At 58.4% G+C, this 26,989-nt stretch carries 17 protein-coding genes; 3 read left to right on the forward strand and 14 right to left on the reverse strand.

Going from position 1 to position 26,989, the window contains the following annotated elements:
• Nucleotides 1-73: 73 nt before the first annotated feature.
• The 5 genes from RZA33_RS04965 to fdhA all read right to left on the reverse strand — a co-directional run bounded on the left by RZA33_RS04965 (nucleotide 74) and on the right by fdhA (nucleotide 8,605).
• Nucleotides 74-1,183 (reverse strand): extracellular solute-binding protein, encoded by a 1,110-nt coding sequence (locus tag RZA33_RS04965; protein WP_322976191.1) that lies wholly within the window; start codon nucleotides 1,181-1,183, stop codon nucleotides 74-76.
• 78 nt (nucleotides 1,184-1,261) lie between these two features.
• On the reverse strand, nucleotides 1,262-2,404 hold the full coding sequence (locus RZA33_RS04970) for an ABC transporter ATP-binding protein (protein WP_317506746.1): 1,143 nt from the start codon (nucleotides 2,402-2,404) through the stop codon (nucleotides 1,262-1,264).
• Between the two features lie 303 nt (nucleotides 2,405-2,707).
• Nucleotides 2,708-5,548 (reverse strand): formate dehydrogenase subunit alpha, encoded by a 2,841-nt coding sequence (gene fdhF, locus RZA33_RS04975; protein ID WP_317506747.1) that lies wholly within the window; start codon nucleotides 5,546-5,548, stop codon nucleotides 2,708-2,710.
• 11 nt (nucleotides 5,549-5,559) lie between these two features.
• Nucleotides 5,560-7,278, reverse strand: coding sequence for an NAD(P)H-dependent oxidoreductase subunit E (locus RZA33_RS04980; protein ID WP_317506748.1), 1,719 nt, complete (start codon nucleotides 7,276-7,278; stop codon nucleotides 5,560-5,562).
• Nucleotides 7,279-7,414: 136 nt separating this feature from the next.
• Nucleotides 7,415-8,605 (reverse strand): formaldehyde dehydrogenase, glutathione-independent, encoded by a 1,191-nt coding sequence (gene fdhA / locus RZA33_RS04985; RefSeq protein WP_317506749.1) that lies wholly within the window; start codon nucleotides 8,603-8,605, stop codon nucleotides 7,415-7,417.
• Nucleotides 8,606-8,922: 317 nt separating this feature from the next.
• On the opposite strand from fdhA, the gene RZA33_RS04990 reads away from it, so the two are divergent.
• Entirely contained in the window at nucleotides 8,923-9,810 is an 888-nt protein-coding gene (locus tag RZA33_RS04990) for a DMT family transporter (protein ID WP_317506750.1), read from the forward strand.
• 88 nt (nucleotides 9,811-9,898) lie between these two features.
• Here RZA33_RS04990 and RZA33_RS04995 read toward each other — a convergent pair whose 3' ends face one another.
• From RZA33_RS04995 to RZA33_RS05025, 7 genes are all read right to left on the reverse strand, one after another.
• On the reverse strand, nucleotides 9,899-10,708 hold the full coding sequence (locus RZA33_RS04995) for an electron transfer flavoprotein subunit beta (RefSeq protein ID WP_317506751.1): 810 nt from the start codon (nucleotides 10,706-10,708) through the stop codon (nucleotides 9,899-9,901).
• Entirely contained in the window at nucleotides 10,698-11,987 is a 1,290-nt protein-coding gene (locus RZA33_RS05000; RefSeq protein ID WP_317506752.1) for an electron transfer flavoprotein subunit alpha/FixB family protein, read from the reverse strand. Before RZA33_RS05000 ends, RZA33_RS04995 begins: the two co-directional genes overlap by 11 nt.
• The gene (locus RZA33_RS05005) at nucleotides 11,984-13,987 is read right to left on the reverse strand and encodes a (Fe-S)-binding protein (RefSeq protein ID WP_317506753.1); all 2,004 of its coding nucleotides are present in this window, start codon (nucleotides 13,985-13,987) and stop codon (nucleotides 11,984-11,986) included. Before RZA33_RS05005 ends, RZA33_RS05000 begins: the two co-directional genes overlap by 4 nt.
• 20 nt (nucleotides 13,988-14,007) lie before the next feature.
• Nucleotides 14,008-16,080 carry a dimethylglycine demethylation protein DgcA gene (dgcA, locus tag RZA33_RS05010; protein WP_317506754.1) on the reverse strand — a complete coding sequence of 691 codons (2,073 nt, stop codon included), beginning with the start codon at nucleotides 16,078-16,080 and terminating at the stop codon, nucleotides 14,008-14,010.
• A gap of 23 nt (nucleotides 16,081-16,103) precedes the next feature.
• Complete coding sequence (locus tag RZA33_RS05015) at nucleotides 16,104-16,649, reverse strand: DUF5943 domain-containing protein (RefSeq protein WP_317506755.1); 546 nt, start codon at nucleotides 16,647-16,649, stop codon at nucleotides 16,104-16,106.
• A 187-nt stretch (nucleotides 16,650-16,836) separates the two neighbouring features.
• Nucleotides 16,837-17,814, reverse strand: coding sequence for a dipeptidase (locus tag RZA33_RS05020; RefSeq protein WP_317506756.1), 978 nt, complete (start codon nucleotides 17,812-17,814; stop codon nucleotides 16,837-16,839).
• Nucleotides 17,815-18,064: 250 nt separating this feature from the next.
• The gene (locus RZA33_RS05025) at nucleotides 18,065-19,207 is read right to left on the reverse strand and encodes a GlxA family transcriptional regulator (protein WP_317506757.1); all 1,143 of its coding nucleotides are present in this window, start codon (nucleotides 19,205-19,207) and stop codon (nucleotides 18,065-18,067) included.
• Nucleotides 19,208-19,620: 413 nt separating this feature from the next.
• On the opposite strand from RZA33_RS05025, the gene RZA33_RS05030 reads away from it, so the two are divergent.
• Nucleotides 19,621-20,097, forward strand: coding sequence for an NYN domain-containing protein (locus RZA33_RS05030; protein ID WP_317506758.1), 477 nt, complete (start codon nucleotides 19,621-19,623; stop codon nucleotides 20,095-20,097).
• 136 nt (nucleotides 20,098-20,233) lie between these two features.
• Here RZA33_RS05030 and RZA33_RS05035 read toward each other — a convergent pair whose 3' ends face one another.
• The gene (locus RZA33_RS05035) at nucleotides 20,234-21,703 is read right to left on the reverse strand and encodes an Nramp family divalent metal transporter (RefSeq protein WP_317506759.1); all 1,470 of its coding nucleotides are present in this window, start codon (nucleotides 21,701-21,703) and stop codon (nucleotides 20,234-20,236) included.
• Nucleotides 21,704-21,958: 255 nt separating this feature from the next.
• Complete coding sequence (locus RZA33_RS05040; protein ID WP_317506760.1) at nucleotides 21,959-22,714, reverse strand: PRC-barrel domain-containing protein; 756 nt, start codon at nucleotides 22,712-22,714, stop codon at nucleotides 21,959-21,961.
• 437 nt (nucleotides 22,715-23,151) lie between these two features.
• Here RZA33_RS05040 and RZA33_RS05045 point away from each other — a divergent pair, with 437 nt between their 5' ends.
• Complete coding sequence (locus tag RZA33_RS05045; protein ID WP_317506761.1) at nucleotides 23,152-26,988, forward strand: AsmA family protein; 3,837 nt, start codon at nucleotides 23,152-23,154, stop codon at nucleotides 26,986-26,988.
• The last annotated feature ends 1 nt before the right edge of the window (nucleotide 26,989 follow it).

Genomic DNA, 26,989 nt, shown 5'->3' on the forward strand with positions numbered 1-26,989 from the left:
GAAAGAAGTGATCAGCAACGATCTGCTATCGGCATGCCGCCGCCCGGTTTTTTCAGTGGGCGGCGGCAGGAGCTTACTGGGACAGCCAGGCGTTAAAGCGCTGGGTCAGCTCATCGTTGTAGTCGGCCCAGAACAGGTCGTCTTTTTGCAGTGCCGTAGCGAAGTTCGGCCCGTAGGTCGGCATGTGGGGCGTCATTTCGATGCCGGTTTCGGCATGGGTGGACACCAGCTCAGAGGAAGACTTACGTGCCGGGCCATAGGAGATGTACTGCGCCTGATCGGCGAGTCGCTGGGTATCGGTGGCGAAATGGAGGTAATCACTCACCTTGTCGAGCTTGCCGGTAGGTACCACCCAGCCATCCAGCTCGAACACCTGGGCGTCCCAGATGATCTCGAAAGGCTGGTCTTCAGTGACCATGGCATTGAAGATCCGGCCGTTGTAAGCGGAAGCAAAGGCGACTTCCTGATCGGCCAATAACTGAGGCGGCTGGGCGCCCTCTTCCCACCAGATAACCTCGTCCTTGATGGTATCCAACTTGGCGAAGGCACGCTGTACGCCTTCTTCGGTCTCGAGCATGGCGTAGACCTCATCACGATCGACGCCATCGGCGATCAAAGCCCATTCCATATTGTTGATCGGCTTACGCAGCAGGGCCCGCTTGCCAGGATAGTTTTCCAGATCGAAGACATCCTCGATGGTGCCGGGCTGGTCGTCTTCTGGGAACATGTCGCTATTGAAGGCGACGATATTGGAATAGACGATGGAGGCCACAAAGCAGTCACCCAAGGCACCGTCGACGAAGTCCTCGCTGGGCGGCGTACCATCCGGGGCGTCGGCCAGCAGTTCATCGTGATCGAGCGGCTCGATAAGCCCTTCGGCACAGGCGATCATGGCATCGGCGGGGAGCATGTCGACCAGATCCCAGGTGACGTTACCGGCCTGGGATTGCGCGCGCAGCCCGGCCAGCGCATTACCGCTGCGGTCGATATTGACGATCTCGTCGCCGGTCTTCTCCATCCACGGCTTATCGTAAGCCTCGTGCTGGCTCATGCTGTAGGCACCGCCCCAAGACACAATGTTCAGTGTCTGCTGGGCATGCGCACTGACCGCCACGGCGAGTGCTGAAAGTCCCACGACAGTGATACCTGTCTTGAGAACACGCTTGCGGATAATAGCCTTCATAGTAGAGTTTCTCCGTTAGTTATTGCACTTGCCGCAGGCATCGTGGGATGCCGAAAAACGGCGTACTTGACGACCGTCCTACTCAACATCCAGCGCGCGGCAATCAGCGCTCGACCAGCCGACCTGAATTTGCTGACCGGGCCGCATGACACCAACCCCCTGCGCATTGGCTGTCTTCAGTATGAAGTCATCGTTACCGCACACCGACAACCGCGTGCGCAGATGGTCGCCCAGGTAGATGACCTCCTGCACCGTGGCGGCGAACTGGTTTTCGAACTGTTCTTCAGCATTGCCGTGCAGGATGCTGACCCGCTCGGGCCTCAGTGACAGGGTCGTACGTGAGCCCACGCCGCCCACCGCCACCGGTTTGGCCGTCACGACGTCGCCGCTATCCAGGCGCACCTTGCAATTATCGCCAAGGTGCTCGATGACCTCGCCAACCAGCCGGTTGTTTTCACCGATGAAATACGCCACAAAGGCGTTTTCCGGTCGCTCGTAGAGCTCATCCGGTGAGGCCAGCTGCTGCACAATGCCGTCGTTGAAGACCGCAATGCGGTCGGACATGGTCAGTGCTTCAGTCTGGTCGTGGGTGACGTAAATCATGGTCACCCCAAGGCGGGCGTGAATACGTTTGATCTCGTACTGCATCTCTTCGCGAAGATTCTTGTCCAGCGCGCCCAGCGGCTCGTCCATCAGCACCAGTTCAGGCTCGAACACCAGCGCGCGAGCCAGCGCCACGCGCTGCTGCTGGCCACCTGAGAGCTGCGCCGGGCGACGATCACCGAACTCTTCCAGGCGCACCATAGCCAGTGCCTTGTCCACTTTTTCCTTGATCTCCGCCTTGCTGAGATGGCGCACCTCAAGCGGGAAAGCAAGATTCTCGGCCACCGTCATGTGGGGGAACAGCGCGTAGTTCTGGAACACCATGCCGATGCCGCGCTTGTGCGGCGGCAAGCCACTGATCGGCTCGTCTTTCAGCAGAATCTCACCGTGGGTGGGGGTTTCAAAGCCTGCCATCATCATCAGACAGGTGGTCTTTCCGGAGCCCGAAGGGCCCAAGAGGGTGACGAATTCGCCCTTGCGGATGTCAAGATTGAAATCCTTGACGACCAGTTCGACACCGTCATAACTTTTCTGGACATTGACGAAGCGGGCAAAATTCGACGGCGTTTCCATCGTTGCTGCCGTTTCCACCCCAGCGTCTGCAAGGGTCTCGTTCATGCACATTCCCCGTTATAAGTCCCGTTACGCCAAGGTCAGTGCACGGCTTCCACGCACCTAGCCTCACGCACCCTCTGGAACCCTGTTGATTTATATTTTTTTGCTAATGCTTGGTAACGACCATAAGGCGAGCTTACTTAGCATTACAATTTTCGTGGGGACAATTAGCGTTGAATATCAACCTGTCACAGTCACCGTAAAGTCAACTAAGGCTGGGCTCTTCTAACGTCGAGACATGGCAATGCCCATGGAGGAAGTCTCCATGGGCGGGAGGTCATGAGTGGAAGGTCGTGTCGCTATCGATCAGGCCGCGCCCGTTGAGCTCAAGTGGCAGGCGGCATACTTGAACTCCGGTATCTTGCCAAACGGGTCCAGCGCCGGGTTAGTGAGTAGATTCGCCGCTGCTTCCCCGTAGCAGAAAGGCACGAAAACCATCCCCTCTGGCATGCCCGGATCCGTCCTCACTTTGAGAGTGATGGACCCTCGCCGGGTGGCGATCGTCAGGTCATCGCCCGGTTTCATCCCTAGCCGGATAAGCTCAGCAGGCGCCAGGCTCGCCACGGCTTCCGGCTCCAAGTCATCAAGCACTTTGGCACGGCGAGTCATGGAGCCGGTATGCCAGTGCTCTAACTGACGCCCGGTGGTCAGCACCGTTGGATAGTCGTTATCTACTGGCTCATCCGGTGGCAGCGGGCGTGTGGGCGCGAATTTTGCCCGACCACTGACGGTGGGAAAGGCATCGCTGAAGACCACATCCTGGCCCGGCGCGTCCTCTGCTGGGCAGGGGTAGGTCACCGACTGCTCGCGCTCCAAACGCTCCCAGGAAATATGGTCGAGGGAGGCCATGCCTTGCTTCATCTCGGCGAAGACGTCCCGCGGATGCTGATAGTTCCAGCCCAGGCCGAAGCGCTTGGCGATTTCCTGGATAATCCACCAGTCCGGCTTGGCCTGGCCGGGTAGCGGAATTGCTGCACGTCCCATTTGCACCTGGCGATTGGTGTTGGTGACGGTGCCGTTCTTTTCGGGCCAGGCGGAGGCAGGCAGAATGACATCGGCAAACTGGGCAGTCTCAGTGACAAACAGATCCTGTACCACCAGATGTTCCAGCTTGGCCAGAGCGGCCCGCGCATGGGCCAGGTCAGGGTCGGACATTGCCGGGTTTTCGCCCTGAATATACATGCCGCGAATGGTGCCTGCGGTAATGGCGTCCATGATTTCAACCACAGTGAGGCCCGGCGTGGGATTCAGTTTCGTATTCCATAGCTCTTCAAACGCCGCGCGTACCTGATCATCGCTGACCGGCTGGTAGTCGGGCATTACCATGGGGATCAGCCCCGCATCAGACGCCCCCTGCACGTTGTTCTGCCCACGCAAAGGGTGCAGACCGGTGCCAGGGCGTCCGGTCTGGCCACAGGCTAGGGCGAGTGAAATCAGACAGCGGGCGTTGTCGGTGCCGTGGGTGTGCTGGGAAATGCCCATGCCCCAGAAAATCATCGCCCGTTCAGCGTTGGCATAAAGCCTGGCCACTTCACGAATGGTCTCAGGATCAACACCACAAAGACCGCTCATTGCTTCGGGGGTCATGTCGACAGTATGTATTTTCAGGGCCTCGAAGCCCTCGGTATGCTCGGCGATATAGGCCGTATCATAGAGTTCTTCGCTGATAATCACATTCAGGATGGCATTAAACAGAGCCACATCGGCGCCCGGTGAAAAGCGCACGCTCAGGTGGGCGTAGGCATCCAGCGACTGACCACGGGGATCGATAATCACGATCTTGGTGCCACGCTTGGCGGCCTGTTTAAAGAAGGTGGCCGCCACCGGATGGTTTACCGCAGGATTACAGCCGGTAAGAATGACCACATCAGCTTGGCTTGCCTGCATAAAGGAGGCGGTGACCGAGCCTGAGCCAATACACTCCATCAGCGCCGCGACCGAGCTTGCGTGGCATAACCGGGTACAGTGGTCCACATGGTTGGAGCCAAAGCCGGTACGTACCAGCTTCTGGAACAGCCACGCTTCTTCATTGGAGCACTTGGCGCTGCCGAATCCTGCCAGGGCATCAGGGCCATGGGCCCCTTTAAGGTTCACAAGCCCACTGGTGGCAGCCTCTAGGGCTTCATCCCAGCTCGCCTCGCGGAAATGCGTCAGCGGCTTGGCGGGATCGAAGTCCGGATCGAGCCCTTTAACGACCCCTTCGCGGCGAATCAGCGGGGTAAGAAGCCGGGATGGATGGCGCGGATAGTCATAGCCGAAGCGCCCTTTAACACACAGCCGACTCTCGTTAGAGGGACCGTCGCGGCCTTCCACATAAAGGATCTCGTCGTCCTTGACATGGTAGGTGAGCTGGCAGCCCACCCCGCAGTACGGGCATACCGACTCTACCTTTTGGTCGGCCACGGTAGAGTCGCCGCGGCCCTCTTGATCGACCAGGGTCGCGGGCATCAGGGCGCCGGTGGGGCAAGCCTGCACGCACTCGCCACAGGCCACGCAGGTGCTATCCCCCATAGGATCGTCGAAATCAAACACGATCTTGGACGCCGCCCCGCGGTGGGCCATGCCAATCACGTCGTTGACCTGCACTTCGCGACAGGCGCGCACACACAGGTTGCACTCGATGCAGGCGTCAAGATTGACGCGCATGGCAGAATGGCTGCTGTCTTGTACCAGGCTATCGGCCCGGGGAGACGCATGGTGCACGGTGGGGGTTACGCGCTCGTCACGCCGGGGTAGCGTACGGCGTACCTCAGTGGCATCAATGGCTAGCTGGTCGGCCATGGCCCAGAAATGGCTGGCGCGGTCGGGGCTATCTTGCCGCTCCGGCTGATCGACCAGCAGCATCTCCATGACCATCTTGCGGGCCGCATGAGCGCGTTCAGAGCTCGCACTATTGACCACCATGCCGGGCGTGGCTTGGCGTAGACAGCTGGCGGCCAGGACGCGCTCGCCCTCGATTTCCACCATGCAGGCGCGGCAGTTACCGTCGGCACGGTAGCCGCTGGTGTCCTTGAAACACAGATGGGGAATGGTCTCGCCAGCACGCTTGGCCACCTGCCAGAGGCTTTCACCGGGGTACGCGCTGACCTCAACGCCGTCCAGCGTCAGCGTAAAGCATTTGCTTAAGCTCTGTTCGCTCATACTCATGTTCATTTTCCCTACCCCCTGACGATGACGTTCTGAGCGGCAAGTTCACCGCGGAAGTCCTTGAGCAGCCCTAGCACCGGATTAGGTGCCGCCTGGCCAAGCCCACAAATAGAGGCATCTATCATCACTTGGGAGAGCTGCGTCATCAGCCCGGCGTCCCATTCCTCGCGCTCAAGCAGCGTCAGCATCTTTTCCGTGCCCACCCGGCAGGGGGTGCATTGACCACAGGATTCGTCGGCAAAGAAGGCCAACAGATTAATCGCTACCGCACGTAGATCGTCCTGGTCGGAGAGCACGATGACCGCGGCCGAACCAATAAAACTGCCGTGCGCCTGCAGCGTATCGAAGTCGAGGGGGATATCGGCCTTGGCCGCGGGCAGAATACCGCCCGAGGCGCCACCAGGAAGATAGGCCGCCAAACGATGGCCATCGGCCATGCCGCCGCCATATTCCTCAACCAGCTCGTTGAGGGTGATGCCCGCCGGTGCCAAATACACCCCGGGCTGCTTGACTCGGCCCGACAACGAGAAGCTGCGCAGTCCCACGCGGCCATTGCGCCCCTGGCTTGAGAAGGCCTCAGCACCGCGCTGCCAGATCATCGGAATCCAGTACACAGTCTCGACGTTATTGACCAACGTCGGCTGGTTAAATAGCCCTTTCTGGGCCACAAACGGCGGACGATGCCGAGGCTTGCCCGGCTTACCTTCCAGCGACTCGATCATCGCCGACTCTTCGCCGCAGATATAAGCGCCAGCGCCGCGGCGCAGCACAATATAGCCAGGCGCTACCAAGCCAGCGGCCTCAAGCTCGCCAATGGCTTCACGCATCACGACATGCAACGCCGGGTACTCATCGCGCAGATAGATATACAGCGCCTCGGCGTCTATCGCCCAGGCGCTGACCAGGGCACCTTCAAGAAACTGGTGCGGCGAGCGCTCCAGATAATAGCGGTCTTTAAAGGTGCCTGGCTCGCCTTCGTCGGCATTGATAGCGCAGTAACGCGGGCCGGTCTCCTGCCGCACGAAATACCATTTTTTGAAAGTAGGGAAACCCGCGCCGCCCAAGCCACGTAAATTGGCCTGCTGCATTGCCTCCATCAACGACTCTACTGTGACATCGCCGCGATAGCAGGCGTTGAGCAGTGTTAAACCACCCTCGCTGCGATAGTCCTCCAGTCGCTGCCAGGCGACGGGGTCGGGATGAAAGTGCGCCGCCTCGATCACCGACGCGATACGCGCCTGAGTAGCGAACAGCACATGATTGTGCCCTACCTCCGCCACTGGCGCGGTGTCGCATCGCCCCATGCAGGGAGCGCGCAGCACCCGCACTTGCTCGATATCCACGCTCGCCTCCAGCTGTGCCTCCAGCGCCTCGGCACCCGCCAGTTGGCAGGTCAGTGAATCACACACGCGAATGGTCACCGCAGGCGGCGGCAGTTGGTCGTCATGAATGACGTCGAAATGCGCATAGAAGGTGGCTGTCTCGTAAACCGCGGCCATAGGCAAGTTCATGTAAGCAGCCAGGGCACGTAAGTCCGCCAGTGGCAGATAGCCCCTGGCATCCTGAATGGCGTGCAGGTGTTCTATCAATAGATCGCGGCGACGCAACGAGGCGTCCTGGCGCTCATCGCCCAGCAGGTCACGCAATGCCTCAAGAAGATGGGGATCGAGTTCACGCCCGCGGGGCTTGCCGCGAAAGCGGCGCTTGGGAGTCACGGTCTGGACGGTCATGGGTTACTCATTATTATCTTGATCGGCGGTAGGCCGAATGAACAAAAACGGCACCCCGCGGGGCGCCGTCTAGGGTCGCACTAACCTGCCCTCACGCAAGGCTTAGGGCTTGCCACTCAGTGACTGAAGCCCGTCATCACGCCACGCTGCCATGAGGGTCAATCACGAATTTCTTGGCCGCACCACCATCGAAGTCGGCATAGCCCTGGGGGGCCTGATCCAGCGTGATCATCTGGACATTCACCGCATCGGCGATATTGACCTTGCCAAACAGAATAGCCTGCATCAGTGGGCGATGGTACTTCATCACCGGACACTGGCCGGTATGGAAACTGTGGGATTTGGCCCAGCCGAGACCGAAACGCATGCTTAGCGCGCCCTGCTTGGCGGCGTCGTCAGCAGCGCCCGGGTCTTCGGTCACGTAGAGGCCCGGAATACCGATCTGGCCGCCTGCACGGGTCAACGACATTGCCGAGTTTAGCACCGTGGCGGGCGCTTCTTTACCGTGGTTGCAGCCACAGGCGTGGGCCTCGAAGCCGACGCAGTCGACAAACGCATCGACCTCACGCTCACCCAGGATCACCTCGATCTTGTCGGCCATGTCGCCGTCCTGGGTCAGGTCGATGGTTTCACAACCAAAGCTGCGCGCCTGGGCCAGACGCTCTTCGACCATATCGCCGACAATCACGCAGGCCGCGCCCAGCAGTTGAGCGGAAACCGCCGCCGCCAGACCTACGGGCCCGGCACCGGCGATATAAACGGTGCTTCCTGGGCCAACGCCAGCGGTAACGCAGCCGTGGAAGCCGGTGGGGAAGATATCGGAGAGCAGAGTGAGATCCTTGATCTTCTCCATGGCCTGATCGGCATCCGGGAACTTCAGCAGGTTAAAATCAGCATAGGGAACCATGACATATTCGGTCTGGCCGCCGACCCAGCCGCCCATATCCACGTAGCCGTAAGCGGCGCCAGGACGGGATGGATTGACGTTGAGGCAGATACCGGTGCGGCCTTCCTTGCAGTTGCGGCAGCGGCCACAGGCGATATTGAACGGCACCGAGACCAAGTCGCCTGGATGGATAAACTCGACATCGCGTCCGCACTCGACGACTAGGCCGGTGATTTCGTGGCCGAGCACCAAACCAGCGGGCGCGGTAGTACGGCCACGCACCATGTGCTGGTCGCTGCCACAGATATTGGTGGTGACGACCTTGAGAATCACGCCGTGCTCACATTTGCGATTGCCGAGGGCAAGCTCAGGATAATCAATGGATTCAACGGCGACTTCACCGGCCCCCTTGTAGACAACTCCGCGGTTGGCTGCGCTCATGGCTGGCTCCTGTGGTTATTGTTCTGATCAAAATGGTTGTTTGCTCGTATCCACACTATCTCCTCCACGCCTTGAGACTTACTCCAAAAAGGCATTCACATATCTATTCAAGACACCCAACCAAGATGAATAGATAGAGGTCGCTACCATGGCTTGGAGCTGGATTCCCATAACCCCGTCCTCCCGCTTTCGGCGCTAGCCTTGCGACGACACCGACTGGTACGGTACGCCCTTGAACGCAACGGCGAGCACGCCGGAAAGCGCCACCCAGGCAGCTGCGGACGTTTGTCTTCTTTTGCCGACCTGGAGTTACAACAATGCAAGCAAACACTTATCAGCGCGGGCTAATCATGGTGGTGCTGGGCGTGGTGTTTCTCAGCTTCGACGGTTTGCTGATACGTCTTGCGCGCGCCGACGGCTGGACCATCGTGTTCTGGCGCGGTTTATTGATTTTCTGCGTGCTGGGGCTTTTGTGCTGGACAGGCAAGCGGCTGGCGACGCTGAGTAGCAACCTGTTCTCCTCACTGGCCTCGGCGCTGCTGTTGGGTCTGATATCCAGCCTGTTCGTGCTGGCGGTCATGAACGCCAACGTGGCCAATGTAGTGGTGATCCTGAGTACTGCGCCGCTGTTTGCCGCGCTGTTTTCGCGAATTTTCCTGGGCGAAAACATCGCGCTGCGAACGCTGGTGGCCATTGCCGTCTGCATGCTGGGCATGAGCCTGGTGTTCATGGGCGAGGGGGCTATGGGGATGCTGGCAGGCAACCTGTATGCCTTGGCGGCCGCAGCGGCCATCGGCGGTAACCTGACGCTGCTGCGCCGCTATCCAGCGATTGATCCCATGACGGTAATTGCCGGTGGCGGGCTGCTCTCGGCGGCGATTGCCCTGCCCATGGCCTCGCCGCTGACGTTGGATGCCCAGCGCTATGGCGTCCTGGCCCTCATGGGGCTGGTGCAGATGCCGCTTGCCACAGTGCTGATCAACAGCGCCACCCGCTACCTGCCGTCGACGGAAGTGGCGCTGTTTTATCTGGTTGAAACCGCGCTGGGCACACTGTGGGTGTGGTGGTTATTGGGTGAGACACCCACGGCCTTGACGCTACTCGGGGGTGGTGTGGTTATCCTAGTACTGGTAGTGCACGCCTGGATCGGCTTACGCCTGGAAAGACAGCGCCTGCGGCTATATCCGGGGCTTGCCGGCCAATAGCCAGACAAGCGGTGAGCCACCAGCAAGACAAAGCCCGCCGAAGAGGGCGGGCTTGAGCGGCGTTTAGCCGTGTAATTCGCAGGCACCGTCAGCGCAGCACGCCTTCTTCCTTGAGTAGCGTAAAAATCGCCTCGGCGCCCTGTTCAGGGGTCACATCACTAAGCAGTTGCCCACCGCCACCTTCGGCCTTGGCGGCCGCTGCCTTGAAACGGTCACGCGCTGAGGCTGACTTGACGACCTTGAGCCGCTTGGGCCGCTTGCGCGCTGGTTGTACGAGCCACTGTGTTTGTAGTTCGTCAATCACGCTGGCGCAGGCGCAACTCGCCAACTCTCCGCGCCGCGCCGGGCCGAACGCGCTCTGGCGAGCAGCCGGCGCACTGCTATCCACCGTTGCGATGGCTGGTAGGCGTACTCGCAAACGACGGCGCTTACCTCGCGGCAGGGCCTGCAGCACCGTCGCGACGCCCTGGTCAATGCTTTCGATTTCGGCCAGGCCACTGACCACCGTCCATCCCAGTGACTCGGCCAGCAGGTACGGCACCAGGCCCGACCCCTCCCCCGTCTCGGCGCGCGTTCCCGTCAGCACCAGCTGCGGCGCCGCGAATCGCAGTATGTTAGATAAGGCTGGAACAACATCCGCGTTTGAGGCCTGCCGAATGAGCTTGATCCCACTAACTCCCATCCCTAGATATCCACGCATGGCTTCCTCGCTGGAGGTATCATTGTCGCCCGCATGAATGAGTTGAACGGTGGCATTATCCAAGGAAAACGCCATTTCCACCGCACGGGCATCATGATCGGCACGCCGCGCACGCGTGGTCAGTGGATGACGCCCCACCGATACCAGAACGGCAACGCTGAGCCCACCGCTATTCAATGACTTGACGTTATGCGGCATCGCGATTCTCCTGCTGCTGTTCTCGATAACGCTCGACGCGTGCGACCAGCGCGGCGAGAATCTCACCGGCATCGCCAATGACGGCGAGATCGGCGCGCTTAACCATATCGCATCGCTCATCGAGGTTAATGGTGACGACCTTATCGCAGCTTTGAATTCCCTGGAGGTGCTGTATAGCCCCGGAGATGCCCACCGCCACATAGACACGCGCGGACACCCAGGTGCCAGACGCCCCTACCTGACGATCGCGGGCCATAAATCCATCGTCCACTGCGACACGCGATGCCCCCTTGGCGGCTCCCAGCACCTGGGCGGCGTGGTGATAGCCCTCCCAATCCTTGACGCCATTACCCGCCGATAGAATGAATTCCGCCTCCGCCAGCGACACACTGGCCGGATCGACGGCGACTTCGCCCATGTCCTCAATGCGCCCAAGCACGTCGGGCAGCGGTTGGGCAAGCTCAATCGGCTGGGCGGCATGGCGCGTCTCGCTAATCGGCTCGGCGCACTCGGCCAGCGCCAGCACCACGCGCGGCAGGTTGCGTGTCATATCGACCGTGCCCGCAGCACCACGTGCCGTGCAACGCCATCCGGTTTCGCTATGCTCATCCGCCTCAACCTGCCAGACCTGTGTCGCTGGACGCTCGCCCAATCGCACTGCCAAACGCCGACCCTGCTCGCCTCCGCCAAGCGGGGAGTCCGGCAACAGCCAGAAACGCGGCGCCATCTCCCGCTCGACGGCGCTTAACACCGCCAGACGTGCCTCGGGGGCAAAGCCCGCGTAGCGCTCATCCTCAAGGTGCACGACGCGATCTATGCCGGCTTCGCCCAGGGCGTCTTCCTTATGCTCGCCGAACAGGATCGCCACCACGGCGCCGGGCTGGTCGGCGTCGGCATCCGCCACGCGCCGGGCCAGCCCCAGCAGATCCTTGTCCTGACCGGAGAGGCGCCCACCGGTCATGTCGGGCACCACGGCCACCAGGAAAGCAGGGGCATCAATGGTCACCATGCGCCGGCTATCGCGCGCCGCCGTGGCAGCGGCGGCGGACTGCCCGCCCTGCTGGAGGCCGCTACGGTCAATCCGCCTGACGCCATTGGGGCCGATGAAGCCGATGGCACGCGGATCCTTGCGCACCACCCCGTTGGGGCCCATCCATTCGCTGACTGCTCCAACGCCGCCGTTTACACCAAGGGCGGCAAGCACACTAGCGTTGTCGGGATGCAGACGGTTACGGGCGATCCACTCGCGACGTGGATCGCGGCGAATAATCTCACTCATACGATCACCTCTTCAGCCGTCGTCGTTGCAGCGGGCTGCCGGGACGCGCCAGGCGCATCTCCAGCGGGACGTTCCACCAGGCCATCGGCCACCAGCTCGGCGATATCGCGCACCTCGGCGCTGGCATCCACCACGCCTTCCAGCATGGCGGTGCACTGCGGGCAGCCCACTGCGACTACCTCGGCACCGCTCTCTTTGACGTCGTTCATGCGCATGTCGGGAATCCGCCGCTCGCCGGGAATATCGGTGATCGGCGCCCCGCCACCGCCGCCGCAGCAGCGCGAGCGGGAGCCGGAGCGTTCCATCTCCTTGACCTCGATGCCCAGCGCTTTAAGCACGTTACGGGGCGCATCAAACTCGCCGTTATAACGGCCCAGGTAACACGGGTCGTGATAGGTGACGCTGCCACCCTTCCAGGGGGCAAAGGTCAACCGACCGGCATCGTACAGTTCGGCGATAAAGGTACTGTGGTGACGTACATCATAAACACCACCCAGTTCGCCATACTCATTGCCCAGCACATGAAAGCTGTGGGGGTCGCAGGTCACGATCTGCAAGAAGTGATACTGAGCCAGGGTGGCAATATTGCGCTTCGCCAGGGATTGGAACGTCGCCTCATCGCCCAGGCGCCGTGCTACATCGCCGCTATCGCGCTCTTCATTGCCCAACACGGCGAAGTCTACCTCGGCGGCCTTCAATACCTTGATCAGGGCGCGCAGGGTTCGCTGGTTGCGCATATCAAAGGCGCCATCACCCAGCCATAGCAGCACGTCGACCTGTTTAAGATCGGCCATGAGCGGTAAATTAAGATCCGCCGCCCAGTTGAGCCGCGAGCCAGGATCGAAACCGCCGGGATTGTCGGTGGCGATCAAATTGTCGAGCACCTCGGCACCTTTGTTGGGCGTTTTGCCACGCTCCAGGGTCAGGTGGCGGCGCATATCGACGATCGCATCCACGTGCTCGATCATCATCGGGCACTCTTCCACGCAGGCGCGGCAGGTCGTGCACGACCATAGCGTATCGGCGTCGACCAACGCCTTGCCTTCCAGCGCCACGATGGGCCCATGGGGAGAGCCTGCGTGTTCACCCACCGGCTTGCCGGGGTAGGGGGAGCCGGCATAAGCGGCATCGCTGCCCCCGGCCATACCCACGACCATGTCCTGGATCAGCTTCTTGGGGTTGAGCGGCTGACCGGCGGCAAACGCCGGGCACACCGCCTCACAGCGCCCGCACTGCACGCAGGCGTCGAACCCCAGCAGCTGGTTCCAGGTAAAGTCGGCGGGCTTTTCCACGCCCAGGGGTGCGGCTTCATCGTCCAGGTTGAGCGCCTTGAGGCCGGTTGACCGGCCGCCGCCCCCTCTTTTCGTAGAGAAACGCTCGGCGCGACGATGGAAGGCCAGGTGCAGGGCGCCGGCGAAGGCGTGCTTCATGGGCCCGCCCCAGGTCATGCCGAAAAACATTTCCCCCAGACCCCAGGCCACGACACCCGCGAGCACCAGCGCCAAAATCCAGCTGCCGCTCCCTTCAAGCAAACCTTCGGGCAGCAGCCCCACCGTGGGCAGCGTGATCAGGAAGACGCCCAGCGAGAACGCCATCAAACTCTTGGGCAGACGCATCCAGGGGCCCTTGGAAAGCCGGGCGGGGGGATTGATGCGCCGTCGCGCCACAAACAGGCTGCCAATAAACATGGAGGTACTGGCCAGCAGCAGCAGCCCACTCAGCACTGGGTTGGCGATGCCCAGGCCATGGACCAAAATCATCAGCACGGCGGCCGCCACGAAGCCACCGGCGGTGGCCACGTGGGTGTTGGAAATCATCTTGTCGCGCCCCACCACGTGGTGCAGATCCACCAGGTAACGGCGCGGCACTGCCGCCAGCCCCTTGAGGATATTGACCTGTGAAGGCTGCCCCTGTCGCCACAGGCGCATACGGCGTACAGCGCCGATTACTGCCAGGGCAAGGGCAGTAAAAATCAGTATCGGCAAGAGCGTATCGAGCATGGTACTCACCTCCTTAGCCGTCAAAAGTCTTTGCAGATCCGTAGGGCGTCATAGATGGCCGCATGCGTATTACGCGGCGCCGAACAGTCGCCCAGGCGGAACAGTAGGAAGCCATCACCTTCTTCGCTCAGGCTCGGCTGAGGCTGGATAGCGTAGAGCGCCTCCAGATCCACCTGCCCTTTGTTGCGAGACTGCGCCTTCAGGGTGTAGTAGAGCGCCTCATCGGGGCGTACGCCGTTCTCGACCACCACCTGATCCACCACGCGCTCTTCAAGGGCGCCGGTGTACTCGTTTTCGAGCACCGCCACCAGGCCATCGCCCTCGCGGTAGACCTTGTGCAGCATCAGGTCGGAGGACATGATCACCTCTTTCTCGTAGAGGCTGCGATAGTAGGTGGGGAAGGTGGTACCGCCCACCGCTGCACCGGGCTTGATATCGTCGGTGACGATCTCCACCTTGGCGCCCTTGTCGGCGAGGAAATCAGCCGCCGAGACGCCGGAGAACTCGCAGATGGCGTCATAAATCAGCACGTTTTTACCTGGCGCCACTTTGCCTGAGAGAATATCCCAGGTGCTGACCACTAGGCTTTCCTCGGGATTCTCGTCGTAGCCCCACTCCGGGAACTGACTGAGGAACGGCTGGCCACCGGTGGCGAGCACCACGATATCCGGGCGCAGGTCGAGTAGCGTTGCCTCGTCGGCACGGGTGCCCAGACGCAGATCGACTTTCAGACGCGCCAGCTCCAGCTGGAACCAGCGGGTGATACCGGCGATCTGGTCGCGCTGAGGGGCCTGGGCGGCAATGGTAATCTGCCCACCCAGCGCCTCAGCCGCTTCAAACAGAGTGACATCGTGACCGCGCTCGGCGGCGACGCGCGCCGCTTCCATACCGCCGGGGCCACCGCCCACCACGACGACCTTGCGCTTGACGCCCTCGGATTTCTCGATGATATGCGGCAGGCCCATGTATTCCCGCGACGTCGCGGCGTTCTGGATACACAGCACGTCCAGGCCCTGGTACTGGCGGTCGATGCAGTAGTTGGCGCCGACGCACTGCTTGATCTGGTCGACCTGACCCATCTTGATCTTGGCGATCAGGTGGGGGTCGGCGATATGCGCCCGGGTCATGCCCACCAGATCCACATAGCCGCCTTCGAGGATGCGCTGGGCCTGATTGGGATCCTTGATATTCTGGGCGTGGATCACCGGCACGCTGACTGCTTCCTTGATCCCCGCCGCCAGGTGTAGGAAAGGCTCCGGCGGGTAGGACATATTAGGGATAACGTTGGCGAGCGTGTTGTGGGTGTCACAGCCGGAGCCGACCACGCCGAAGAAATCCACCATGCCGGTGGCATCGTAGTAGGCGGCGATCTGCTTCATGTCATCTTGAGAGAGGCCGTCCGGGTGGAACTCGTCGCCACAGATACGCATGCCGACGCAGAAGTCGTCTCCCACTTCAGCACGTACGGCTTTAAGCACTTCCATGCCGAACTTCATGCGACCCTCGAAGGTGCCGCCCCACTCGTCCTCGCGCTTGTTGACGCGCGGGCTCCAGAACTGGTCGATCAGGTGCTGGTGCACGGCGGACAGCTCGACGCCGTCGAGGCCACCTTCCTTCGCCCGGCGCGCAGCCTGGGCAAAGTCACCGACGATCCGCCAGATATCCTCTTCTTCGATGGTCTTGCAGGTAGAGCGGTGAACCGGCTCACGGATACCGGAGGGCGATAGTAGCGTCGACCAGTCAAAGCCGTCCCAGCGCGAACGGCGGCCCATGTGGGTGATCTGGATCATGATCTTGCCACCATGCTTGTGCACGGCATCGGCCAGATTCTGGAAGTGCGGAATGATGCGGTCAGTGGACAGGTTCACCGAACTCCACCAGCCCTGGGGGCTGTCGATGGACACCACCGATGAGCCACCGCAGATACACAGGCCGCAGCCGCCCTTGGCCTTTTCCTCGTAGTATCTGACGTAGCGCTCGGTGGTCATGCCGCCCTCGGTGGCATATACCTCGGCGTGAGCGGTGCTGACCACGCGATTGCGGATGGTCAGCTTGCCGATGTCGATCGGCTCGAAGATTGCGTCGAATGCCATGATGTTCTCTCCTCGTAGCCGGGTTAGCGGTCGGCGTCGGTCAGCGGCTTGACGTCGAAAATACCCACCTCGCAGCCAGCCTCGGCCGCACTCTGGGTCTGCTCGGCGACGGTACGCAGTGAACTGCCCCGCGCGGCGAGGATCTGATCCATGGCGCCGGCGAACCAGCCGGTGAACATGTACTCCACCTTACGTCCCACCTTGCCCATCTGGTACACAAAGGCGCTGTGTTCGAGGCGTACCTGAGCGGTGCCCGATTCGAGGTCGATCTGCTCAGTGACGAACAGTCCCCAGCCGCGCTGGGAGAGGCGCAGCATATAGTGCTCAAAGACCGCCTCCCCGCTGATGCCGTGAAGCTCGGCTTCTTTTTCACACCAGTACCAGGCGCTCTTGTAGCCGGCGTGGTAGAGGATCTCGGCGTACTTCTCGGCGCCCAGCGCCTCCTCGACGGCCATGTGGTTGTTGATAAAGAAGTGTCGCGGCACATACAGCATCGGCAGGGCGTCGGTCGTCCAGACGCCGGTTTCGCTATCCACTTCGATAGGCAGTGCGGGGGCCAGTTTGGTCACGGTGGTATTCCTCAAATCTTGCTGATTGTTATGAAGTAGCTAAACAGCCGTTCTGCCAGGGAAGCGGCGCCGGGGATAGGTCGGAGAGGGGGTCTTTTGCCATCCATGGCAAAAGTAGCGTCCAGGGAGGGATTCACAGCGCCCCCTCGTAGGCCTATCGCCGGTAAAGCCGCGAGAGTAGAGCTCATCAGCTCCCCCACACGTCCTTGAGCACGCGCACCCAGTTCTCGCCCATGATCTTGCGCACCTGGGATTCGCTCATTCCGCGCTTCAGGAGCGCCTCGGTGAGATTGGGAAACTCCCCAACGGTGCGAATGCCTTCGGGGTTGATGATCTTGCCAAAGTCCGTCAGGCAGCGGGCGTAGCCCTTGTCATGGGTCAGCCACTCGAAGAAGGCCTGGTCGTGCCCCTGAGTGAAATCCGTGCCGATGCCGATGGCGTCTTCACCGACGATATTCATGATGTACTCGATCGCCTCGCAGTAATCGTCGATGGTGGAATCGACGCCCTTCTTGAGGAACGGTGTAAACATGGTGACGCCGACAAAGCCGCCGTGGTCGGCAATGAACTTGAGCTCCTCATCGGACTTGTTGCGCGGATGCTCCTTGAGGCCGGAGGGCAGGCAGTGGGAGTAGCAGACCGGTTTCCGGGACTCGAGGATGACTTCCTCGGAGGTTTTGGCGCCCACGTGCGAAAGGTCGCACATCATTCCTACACGGTTCATCTCGGCGACGATTTCGCGACCAAAGCCGGACAGCCCGCCGTCGCGCTCGTAGCAGCCGGTACCCACCAGGTTCTGGGTGTTGTAGCACATCTGCACGATGCCCACGCCCAGCTGCTTGAAGATCTCGACATAGCCGATCTGGTCCTCAAAAGCATGGGCGTTCTGGAAGCCGTAGATGATGCCGGTCTTGCCTTCTTCCTTGGCGCGGGTGATATCGGCGGTCGTACGGACCGGGCGCACCAAATCGCTACACTCCGCCATCAGCTGGTTGGAGGCGACAATGTTATCGACCGTGGCCTGAAACCCTTCCCACACCGAGACCGTGCAGTTGGCGGCAGTCAGGCCGCCGCGCCGCATGTCCTCAAGCAGCTCACGGTTCCATTTGGCGATGATCAGACCATCAATGACGATAGCGTCATCGTGCAGTTCGGTGGGGTTCATGGCTAAGCTCCAGCAACATTGATTAATGCTGCGAGCATAGCGCTGACGTTGCGTTTAGCTGCTATTGGAAACGACGGCGGAAATTCCAAAAGCGTCATTGTGTTGTCAACAAGACGCAACTCGCACTTCTTACCAGCATTTACCTATGGGTAACACAGAGCCAGGAAGCTGGTGGGCAATAGCGCCACAAAAAAAGCGTGCTGCCCGTCGCCAGGCAGCACGCTTAATAATACGAATTACGCCACCACTGTCAGTTCAACAGTAATACGCTGGCAAAGGTGGGTTCCCCCTGGGCGTTGGCAAGCGCTTGCTGCGCCCCCGAAGAAGGCGCTTGGACAGCCGGCTCGCCCCCCCACTGTCTGATCAAGGGAGGCGAATTGCTGCTATTTCCCTGCCTGTCGTGGCTACCCAGGCGCTCGTTTCTCGGCGGCACGCCAAAGTATTCGCGATAGCACTTCGAAAAATGGGGCGTGGAGACGAAGCCACAAACGGAGGCAATCTCGATGATCGACAGTGGCGTTTGCTTGAGCAATTGTCGCGCGCGCACTAAGCGCAGTTTGAGATAATAGCGCGACGGTGAACATAGCAGGTAGCGCTGGAATAGCCTTTCTAACTGACGACGCGAAACATCAACGTAACGTGCCAATTCATCGAGCTCAATGGGCTCTTCAAGGTTGGATTCCATCAAGGCAACGATCTCCAACAGCTTAGGTTGGGTAGTGCCCAACACATGCTTAAGGGGAACACGCTGCTGATCCTGCTCGTTACGCACGCGCTCACAGATAAACATTTCAGAGATGCCTGCCGAAAGCTCGCGCCCATGGTCGTGCGCAATCAGGTTGAGCATCATATCCAGCGGTGCGGTTCCACCAGAAGAGGTGAATCGATCACGGTCAATAGAGAATAAATTGGGGTTCAGAATAACGTTCGGAAAAGCTTCCTGCATGGACGCCAAGCATTCCCAATGAATGCTGGTTTCGTAGAAATCAAGCAGCCCTGCCTTGCCAAGCGCCCAACTTCCCGTGCACACGGACCCCAACCGTCTCAGTTGACGCGACTGCGACTGCAGCCAACGTACGTGTTCACGGGTAACGCTGTGCTGCGGGCCGACCCCACCGCAAACGACAACCCACTCCAACGACAGGGGTGCGTGCATGGAAGCGTCAGGTGTTACCTGCAATCCATCGCTGGCTCGCACCGGCAAACCGTCTTGGGTCAGGGTATACCAGCGATACAGTTCGCGGCCGGCCAGTTGATTGGCCATCCGTAAGGGCTCTATCGCCGATGCCAGGGAGATCAACGTGAAATTATCTAACAGTAGAAAACCAAGGGTCTGCGGTTCGCTTGCGCGCTGGGGATTTGCTGCCAGGTCTTTTGCTTGATGAGAATTCATCTTTCCTACCTCGGTCACCTTTGGGTCATAAATTTTTTTGTTGGTATAGGTGTCACTGGCGTTGTTTAACTGCCCTTTGCTGAGTTGAACACTTACTCAACCATGGGACACTACTCTTTAGTCGTATATTGGCACGAAACGTTTAGGTAACGGCAGACCTTATCTCGCAAATCCAGCCATGGGTCGTAAATCAGACACTCAATGTCGCTTTCAAAGCTCTGTCAGGTTACACAGATACATTTCAAAGGTGAAGCGGGATCAAGGCGGCCACGGGCGCTCGACCGGCTGGCGGGGCTGACCAACTAACCACCTCTTTTGCACCCATCGCTGAAGCGGGTGACAATGGAAAATTACCGCCATGACAGGCGTTATCGACGCAGTCCGGGGTAATTTGGAACAAAAGGGAACGCTTTATGCTCAAGGTGGCAATCTTTGTCGATGTCCAGAATGTCTATTACACCGTGCGACAGGCCTATGGCAAAAACTTTGACTACAACAAGTTTTGGGCGCAAGCCACCGCCAACAGAGAGGTCGTGAAGGCCTTTTGTTATGCCATCGATAGAGGTGATCAAAAGCAACGGGGGTTTCAAGGCATACTCAGAGGCATTGGTTTTGACGTAAAGCTGAAGCCGTTTATTCAACGTTCGGATGGTTCTGCAAAAGGCGATTGGGACGTGGGCATTGCACTCGACGTCATGGAATACGCTGAACAGGCCGATGTGATCGTGCTGGTGTCGGGAGATGGAGACTTCGACCTTCTCGCCCATAAGATTCGCGTTGGCTACGGCAAAAAAGTGGAAGTGTACGGCGTTCCTCAGTTAACCGCCGCTTCACTCATGAACGAGGCCAGCGAGTTTATTGCGATCGATAAAGCACTTTTGTTGAGATAAGACCACGGACGCCACGTGCCTAATGAGGCACTCACCGCCTAAGGTAATGCAGTGGCCGCATCCAGCTGCTCCAACCCCGCGGTCTGAAAAGCTACAGGTACTGCGAAAGAAGTTGGCGTGACTAACCAACGAATGGCTAGCCACCAAGCATGCCGAACATGCTCAACAAGTAAAGAATAGCAAAGCCGAAATAGAAGAGCCCAGCAAGCCCCATAGCGACCGTCGCAGCAATGCCTGGACGCAGGCTAGTGGGCAACCGTGACCTATTCACATAGAGTGCAGTCAGCGCAATAAAAGGTGTATGGGCGGCGGCGATGATACCCGAGACCGACATTACCTGTACGGGATCACTGAACAGCATCAGAATGATCACCGGCACCACCCCGGTCAACGTAATGATGTATAGACGCTTAAGCCAGCGGCGCTCAAACAGTGGCCAGGGTAACTTTCGATCTAGCGCATCCAGGCTTTTAAGCAGCGCGCCAGCGCCCTTTCCGTAGTTTCGCTGACTCCGAGTAAGTATCAAAGTCATGTCAGCGAAGCTACGGCCCCAACCATCCTGATTCGCCAGAATGCTGCCGCCCAAAGCAATCACGATGGCTGTTAGCAGCAGGTACCTGCCAAACTCGCCCCATACATCAGAAAAAATGCGGGTCAAATCTACCGCGACCTCAGGCCCCTCGGGCATGATCCCTTCGGGGGCGAGTAACTCGGAACCCAGCACCAAAAACGAAAAAATCACTATTAGACCACCCACAACACCCAACGCGGCGGTTTTAGACATGACCCGAATCCATCCTCTTGCGTTTGCAAGGCGGGTATCCATGGACTCACTTTCGGTACCCTGCAGCTCTTTGCGCGACGACTTGGGTAATTGATCGCCAGTCTTGTGCTCCTGTAGACCACCGCCGAATCCGCGGGTAGCCGTCCAGTAACCGAACCAAACAATGCCCATGGAACCAGCAAGAATGGTCCCTACCCATGGCAGGACAATATATAGATCCAGGTTTTCCGGCACCCCAAGGGTTAGGCCTTTGGCCACCTTCTCTGGGGCCGGAAACACAATGGCCGCCGTGACAATAGCCATTACCATTAAGGCTAGTGCCATCACTCGGCTGAAGGTTTCGATCAGTGCATAGCGGCCGGTGGCGGTAAACAGCGTTGAAAGCGCCACCATACCAGTGGCGTAGATCGTGTTGGTGCCGGGCAGGAATGCCCCTAAGGCACTACCCACCACCGCTGCCAGCCCGGCAATACCAATCGCCGCAGCAAACAGTTGAGGCACAAAAATAACCCAAACCGCCCAGTCCCGGGGGCCGCCCAGGCTATGCATGCCTTCCAGCATGGTGCGCCCGCTGACGATCGAATACCGTGCCATCTCACGAATCATGACCCACATGAACAGCACCACAACAAGCAGGATCCAGAGCAGCTGGTATTCGTAGGCGGAAGCGACGCGGGGAGTAAAGAGTATGGACCCCGTGCCTACAGCAGAGAGCATCCACAGAAGGCCGGGGCCATACCATTTGAATCGACCCCGTCCTTGCGGGGGTGAAGGCACCTTATCTCGAAAATGGGACGCTAGCTTATGGTTCGTCCTTGACACACTTCCTCCTTTATTAAGTTAGTAGCAACTAACCAAGGTAGCCGACAAAAAGCACTTTATTTGAATGCAGCATAAAAGAAGTGATAATGAGCAAATTTTTAAGAGGCATATATTATGTCTCAGCCTTATTCTATTTACCTATCTTTAACCTTCCATACTTAAGGCCGGTTTCTTTATAGCATTCTGCGCATTTGCAGAACACACGTTAAGAAACCAGCCCAAACAAATAGCATTAATAGCTTAAGCAATTAGCTATTAATCATCTAACAGCCCATCGTATCTGTCGTAGTCAAAAGCTTCCATTTCTCCTACTTCATTTTCATTGTATTGTAAGGGATAAGAAGTTTGACCGGGGCTCCAGCCATATCCATATCCATAAAAGGGGTAAGCGTATGTACCAGAGCCAAAACCAGCCCCGGTTGCTACAATTACGGCTTGAACTTCACCCTCACGCGAGAAAAGGATATTGTTGATGTAGCCATAGCCAACGCCTCCTCCGACTGTGGCATAGTCGTTAAGCAACTCCGTGAGTTTCCACCCACCTTCACCAGCTTCAATGCCTTCCTCAACTCGCTGGGGCTGGCTAAGGTCTTCTTGGGTAATATATTCGTCAGAAGCGAAAAGCCCATAATCCTCAACATTTTCTTCTGTTACCGGAACGCTTACGCCATCTTCATGTAGCTCAACCTCATCCCAAGGAACCAAGACATGAGTATCGCCAATATCCCAGAAGCCACCCACTTCGGCGATAATGGCGGATATAGTATTGTTCTGAGTAATTAATGCGTTGGCAACATTGCCAATTTCTTCCTCGTTCTCGCCAAAGACCTCTGCACCCATTAAGTTGTCGGCTCGGATACCACCCTGCTCATATATTTCTTCATAGTTCCAATCACTTAAAGGACTTATCACCTCTCCCACGGCCGGGGTTTGTTGGGCCGAGGCTTGAACAGCAATGGTAGTAGCAGTGACAGCTAATGTAGTAACACAAACATTCCGTTTGATTGGCATAGCGTATCTCCTGTCTGTCGGTGTAATTTCAAGTTAGAAAAGATAGCTTCTCCTGTAAAGGGAGGTTTTTTAGTTACAGCAAACCTATTTGACTCATCACTGCTGGCGTGCTTATAACGTAAATATATGAAGTGACTGGCTTTTAACCATGCGGCAGCACTCTCTACTCCCATCATCGTTATCCACTTTCCGCCACCTACCACTAAAAATTGGTGATGTAATTTATTTACTTATATTAGTCATGAGAGAAATATAGATAAGCTGTTAAATCAACCTATAACTTTTGTTGATTTTAGCTCTTCGAACTACATACACATCTTGGGTTCACTGGCTATATTATTTTATTAAAGGGTTATATTCGAAATATACGACAGTGCATCTAGCGCGTACCAAGGTAGCAAAACACGTGCACATCACGGGGCAAGATAGGCGACATTATGCAACATAGAGCTTCTGGGTTTCTAAGGGGGTGGCTGCTTGTTCCGATCATCATCGTGGCGCTTATCATCGCTGCCGTGGAACTGATGTCTTGGAATTTCCTGAAGCCACTCATCACCGAGCGTATTGAGCAGGCTACAGGCCGTTCGGTGGCTATTCATGACGATGTGGAGATAAGCCTGTTTCCCCACCCGCAGCTGACGCTGAACGAGCTTGAAGTCGATAATCCCGACTGGGCCGCTACGCCGCATATGCTAGAAGCTGAGCAGGTTAGTATTACGCCATCATTCAGCAACTTGCTGCAAGGTTCCGTCGTGCTGGAGAGCATCGAGGCGATCGACTCAACGCTAAACCTGGAGCAGCGTTCAAATGCCGCGAGTAACTGGGCATTGGCTGACCAAAACACCAGCTCGCCAACACAAACCGATGAAGGGTCCTCCTCGCCACTCACTATCCCCAATCTCTCCTTTACCGACTCAGAAGTGCGTTACTGGTCCGCCGAAACGGATACCCCACTCGGCGTTTCAATTTCATCCCTGCAAATGCAAGAGGCAGGCGGGACCCTGCACACCCAGGCAACGCTAACCTTTCAGCAGCAACGCTTTGAGCTGGAAGCAGATACCGACCCCATCGCCGCCTTTTTGAACGATTTGCAGGCATTTGGGGGCGATGTTGCTATCAGCTCCGGTGAGAGCCGGCTTACGGGCACTTTTGAGATACCAAAGGCGCCAGCATGGGAACGACTCCGGGTCGATGGCGAGCTCAGTCTGATCAACCTTGCCGAGTGGGCACAGTGGCTGGACCTACCTCAGGTTGAGCTGGATAACCTTGAGCTAGCAGCACAGCTGGAACGCCAAGGTAACGAGTGGCGATTACACGATATTGACGTTGCCACGCCCGAGACTCAGATTAGCGGCGAGCTGACAATGGATACCGCCGGTGAAACGCCGAGCCTTGACGGCCAATTACATGCATCACAGATTAACGTCGCGGCTTTACGCGCGGCGATGCCTGAGCCTGAAGAGCAAACGGGCCTTTCGATACCCGTGCTGCCCAATTTACGCGGGGCCATTGCTCTCTCAGTCGATAGGCTTTTGCTAGAAGAAGCCCAGCTTGAGAACGTACAAACCCAGCTACAGCTTGCGAAACACACGGTTGAGCTTGCGCCCTTCACCTTTGATCTCGCAGATGGTCGTATCGAAGCGGAGGCAAGCCTGACCAGCAGTCCAGAACAGGTTAGCGCAGAAGCGCAGATTCGCCTGCTAGATGTGGACATGACGGAATTCAACAGTGAATTACCCGCTGGCGCCACCATCCGTGCCGACCTCGCGCTTGAACTTCAACCACTCGATCAACGCCCAACGTTTGAGCTCGCTACGCTACTTGGTCATCTACGTATCAACGAGGGCCGTTTTGCTTACCGCAATGCTGAGGGTGACAGTGACCTGCAGGGGACCATCGAGACCGACGACGAAGCAGAGCCACCAGCGTTACACCTCAGTGCGCAGGGCAACTTTCAAAATAAGCCTCTGGACATGAACGTAACAGGCGGGCCGCTTCCCAGTCTGGTTGATCTGCAGAATTTTTCCGTACAGCAAGATTACCCCCTAACAATAGACGCCTCTTCAACCGGTGTGTCTGCTCAGGGGGACACCACGCTAGCGTCTATCCTGGAACCTCAGACGCTTGAAGTAGACTTGCTAGTCGACGCGGATAGTAGCCAATACGTAGAAAATTGGATTGGTCCCGTGTTGCCCCCTATGCCCAATTTTCGCCTCGCTGGCCGCTTGACCCGTGATCACGACCAGTGGAACGCAACCGGTGTGGACGGTGAGATAGGCTCAACAGATGTCAGCGGCAGTCTCGACGTTATCAGAGCCGAACGCCCTGTCGTAAACATCAATCTTGATGCCGGACGTATTGACCTTGCCCAGCTAATTTCCGCCACAGCTCAAGAGTCTGACGATGACGCCCAGAATGACTCTCTATTGGCGCCGTTACGCACGTTCGACGGCCGGCTGGCGCTAGATGCAACGTCGCTGGTACTGCCCAACGGCCTTGAACTGCGAGATTTTGTACTCGATGCCGACCTGGAGGAAGGCCAGTTAGAGACGTCCTCTATCCAGTTTCTGCTTGGTGGAGGCTCGCTTAACGCCAGCCTAGCGCTAGACGTCACTCAACCTGCCGCTTCCGGGCACTTGGATGCCGATTTCGAGGACATTTCGCTGACCACCCTGGCGGACACGTTCACGCCTATCGAAGACCGACTGGGTAGGGTATCCGGGGAACTGCATCTGGAAATGAGCGAAACGCTGCCCAGAAATAGACGTGATGACCTTCTACTGCCGTTTATCGGCCAGCTGGTGTTTGAACCTTCAGAGCTGCGCTTTAACGACCCCCAAGCGGGCACTGAATTGACCCTGAACCTTGAAACTCAAGGGGCTGCCACAGGGTCGCAGACGTTTCAAGCACGCGGCGAAGGCCGCTACGACAGTATGCCTGCCTCACTCAGCCTGCGGGGCGACCCGCTACTCAATGCCCGCGACCCAGATCGCCCGTATGCGGTGGATTTTGAAGCCGATGTCGTCGAAACCCAATTAAGGCTACAAGGGTCGCTCCTGCGTCCACTCGCTATGCAAGGTCTGGATCTTCAACTCGCGCTTGAGGGGCCCAACCCACAGCGCCTAAGCCGATTACTCGGTATCGCGCTGCCGGAACTCCCCGCCTATTCGGTATCTGGCGATTTAGATCTGGAAGCTCAGCGTTGGACCTTTAGCAATATCACAGGGGTCATTGGCGACAGCGATCTCAACGGCAATCTAGCGCTCGACACGAACGTCAGCCCGCCGCGATTAACGGGAGCGCTTCGCTCTACACATTTGGATATCCAAGACTTGGGCTTCCTCGCCGGGGCGACGCCAGAGGAAATCGAAGCCGACGACCGCTTCGTGCTGCCCGATACACAGATCATCACCGAGGCGTGGCAACAAGTATCGGCGGAGGTAAGCTACCGGGGCGAGTCGGTGAGCGCAGGCCTGATTCCATTGACCGACGTCGCCATCGACTTTGATCTTGAAGAGGGCCGTGGCCGGTTCGAGCCTGTGGGTTTCGGTGTGGGGGAAGGCAAGGTCGACCTTACACTCGACCTGGATTCAAGCACCCAACCCCCCAACGGCACGATGCAGGTGGAAGTTCAGAGAGTGGATCTTAACGATGCCTTACGCCATTGGGAGTTAGCGGACGAGAGCGTTGGTACTTTCGGCGGGCGCGGCAAACTCTGGATTGAAGGCGCATCGGTTGCCCAGCTTCTGGCTTCCGCCGATGGTGGCGTGGTAATGCTGATGACCGGCGGACAACTCGACGCCTTGCTAGTGGAGATCGCCGGGCTTGATGCGGGACAGACCTTCCTCAGCTGGCTACGTGACCGTGACCCCATCCCGATTGATTGCAGCTACGCCGACCTGCAAGTGCGCGACGGCGTCACCCAGCTGGATACTTTCGTGATGGATACCAACGACACAACGTTCACACTGGGCGGTCAAGTAGACCTGAACACAGAGCGTCTGGATATCAGCATCATCGCCCACCCCAAAGACCCCAGCGTCTTTATCGGGCGTTCCCCGCTTCACTTAGGAGGCACCTTTGATAACATCGAAACGAGCGTGCACCGCGAAGAACTGATAATACGCGCTGGTGCAAGCGCAGGCCTTGCCGCTCTCGCTGGCCCGCTTACGGCTCTTTTGCCGCTGGTCGATGTGGGCATCGGCGCCGATGTGGACTATTGCCAAGGGTTGATCAGCCGTTCTCGCGACGCCGTACAAGAGGGGGGAGATTGAA

The sequence above is a fragment of the Halovibrio sp. HP20-59 genome, assembly GCF_033052795.2.
GTDB lineage: Bacteria > Pseudomonadota > Gammaproteobacteria > Pseudomonadales > Halomonadaceae > Vreelandella.

Excerpts from the sequence above, each read along its gene's own strand:
- fdhF (WP_317506747.1), bottom strand. The coding sequence starts at position 5,548 with ATGAGTATGAGCGAACAGAGCTTAAGCAAATGCTTTACGCTGACGCTG.
- RZA33_RS04990 (WP_317506750.1), top strand. The coding sequence starts at position 8,923 with ATGCAAGCAAACACTTATCAGCGCGGGCTAATCATGGTGGTGCTGGGC.
- RZA33_RS05040 (WP_317506760.1), bottom strand. The coding sequence starts at position 22,714 with ATGCCAATCAAACGGAATGTTTGTGTTACTACATTAGCTGTCACTGCT.
- fdhA (WP_317506749.1), bottom strand. The coding sequence starts at position 8,605 with ATGAGCGCAGCCAACCGCGGAGTTGTCTACAAGGGGGCCGGTGAAGTC.
- RZA33_RS05045 (WP_317506761.1), top strand. The coding sequence starts at position 23,152 with ATGCAACATAGAGCTTCTGGGTTTCTAAGGGGGTGGCTGCTTGTTCCG.
- RZA33_RS04970 (WP_317506746.1), bottom strand. The coding sequence starts at position 2,404 with ATGAACGAGACCCTTGCAGACGCTGGGGTGGAAACGGCAGCAACGATG.
- RZA33_RS05000 (WP_317506752.1), bottom strand. The coding sequence starts at position 11,987 with ATGAGTGAGATTATTCGCCGCGATCCACGTCGCGAGTGGATCGCCCGT.
- RZA33_RS05030 (WP_317506758.1), top strand. The coding sequence starts at position 19,621 with ATGCTCAAGGTGGCAATCTTTGTCGATGTCCAGAATGTCTATTACACC.
- dgcA (WP_317506754.1), bottom strand. The coding sequence starts at position 16,080 with ATGGCATTCGACGCAATCTTCGAGCCGATCGACATCGGCAAGCTGACC.
- RZA33_RS04995 (WP_317506751.1), bottom strand. The coding sequence starts at position 10,708 with ATGCCGCATAACGTCAAGTCATTGAATAGCGGTGGGCTCAGCGTTGCC.
- RZA33_RS04980 (WP_317506748.1), bottom strand. The coding sequence starts at position 7,278 with ATGACCGTCCAGACCGTGACTCCCAAGCGCCGCTTTCGCGGCAAGCCC.
- RZA33_RS05025 (WP_317506757.1), bottom strand. The coding sequence starts at position 19,207 with ATGAATTCTCATCAAGCAAAAGACCTGGCAGCAAATCCCCAGCGCGCA.
- RZA33_RS04965 (WP_322976191.1), bottom strand. The coding sequence starts at position 1,183 with ATGAAGGCTATTATCCGCAAGCGTGTTCTCAAGACAGGTATCACTGTC.
- RZA33_RS05005 (WP_317506753.1), bottom strand. The coding sequence starts at position 13,987 with ATGCTCGATACGCTCTTGCCGATACTGATTTTTACTGCCCTTGCCCTG.
- RZA33_RS05020 (WP_317506756.1), bottom strand. The coding sequence starts at position 17,814 with ATGAACCCCACCGAACTGCACGATGACGCTATCGTCATTGATGGTCTG.